The sequence below is a fragment of the Candidatus Thiosymbion oneisti genome, from assembly GCF_004359955.1.
GTDB classification, from domain to species: domain Bacteria; phylum Pseudomonadota; class Gammaproteobacteria; order Chromatiales; family Chromatiaceae; genus Thiosymbion; species Thiosymbion oneisti.
The window spans coordinates 1-1478 of sequence record NZ_SMSC01000082.1 but is presented as its reverse complement, the minus strand read 5'-3'; the positions used below and the strand labels follow the sequence as shown (position 1 = coordinate 1478).

The 1478-nt window shown below is 40.3% G+C and carries 1 protein-coding gene; it reads left to right on the top strand.

Annotated features, from left to right (window positions below; translation table 11 throughout):
• A partial coding sequence (locus E1958_RS19475; RefSeq protein WP_133513348.1) for a helicase-related protein occupies window positions 1-1478 on the top strand: 1478 nt, incomplete at its 5' end.

The following is a 1478-nucleotide window of genomic DNA, read 5'->3' as shown; positions in this document are numbered from 1 at the left end:
ATAAGCTGAACCCAAAAACGGACAAAGAACGCAGCACCATTCTTAATCATGCGTTCTACCGACTATTAAAGACAAGAGCTCAGTTTTATTTGCTTGGCCCTAATATCGAAGGTATTTCACCCGGATTCATAGATCATTTCGAGGCCACCTTTATATGTACTGACTACAATACAGTTGTCTCTGAAACACACAAAATAAGTAGCTACAACAAGAAGGGAAAAAAAGAAAAACTAATCAATCTGTGTGCATCTTTGACAGAGCCAACACTGATCTATTGTTCATCACCAGCAAGAGCAAATCATGTAGTTGGTCTGCTAGAACAATCAAAAATCAACACTGAAACACCTCAACTATTTGATGCTGCCAATTGGATCGCTGATAATTTCCATTCTGGGTGGCGATTGGTGCATGGATTAAGACGTGGTATTGCTTTACATCATGGAAAGATACCCCGATCGCTGGCTCATTACATGGTGAAAGCATTCAACGAAGGAAGTATTCGTTTTCTCGTCTGCACATCGACATTGATAGAGGGGGTAAATACTAAGGCAAAGAATGTCATTATCTACGACAATAAAATAGCGACAAAGAAGTTCGATTTCTTTACATTTAACAATATAAAAGGTCGCTCGGGACGTATGTTCCAACATTTTATAGGAAATGTGTATATCTTCGATGAACCACCTCAAGAAGAACTTCCCTTGGTAGATGTTCCTTTTTACACACAGGGCGACGACACTGACGACAGTTTGCTGATCCAGATGGATGAAGAAGATCTCGCAGATGAATCAAGAGAAAGATTAGCGCCATTTCTCCATCAAGACAACCTCGACTTATCAATCATCAAGGCAAATTCCGGCATTCCGCCTGAAGCACAGATTGCGCTTTCAAAGGAACTATTAATTGGTCTTGATTATTATTCTAGTCATCTCTGCTGGTCTGGGCTTCCGAAATACGAGGATTTAAAAGTTTGTTGTGAACTAATTTGGAAATATTTTGTTAAATCAAACCGCCGAATAGCTGGAGTAAGCTCTGGGGAACAGCTTGCATACAAAATAAATCAATTACGCTGGAATCCCGATATAGGTGCACTGATAGAGATGGAGCATGAAGAAAATCCTGATAAGGCGGTAGAGAATGTTCTGGACTTTGTTCGTCGTTGGGGTAATTATCAATTCCCAAGGCATTTAATGGCCCTTCATCGTATACAGAAGTATGTGTTTGCCAGAGAGGGGATAAAACCTGGTGATTTCTCCCATTTCGCGACGAATATAGAAAATATGTTCCTAGATCCGGCAATCATGGCACTTGAGGAGTATGGTGTGCCAATTCAACTTGGTAAGAAACTACAAAATATACTGCAGCCGAACGGTGATTTGGATAAAGCATTGGGGGTGTTGAAAGGACTGGATCTCGAAGATTTTGATTTTTCCGCATTTGAAAAAGATTTGCTTTCTGATGCCAGGGAATCGATATAA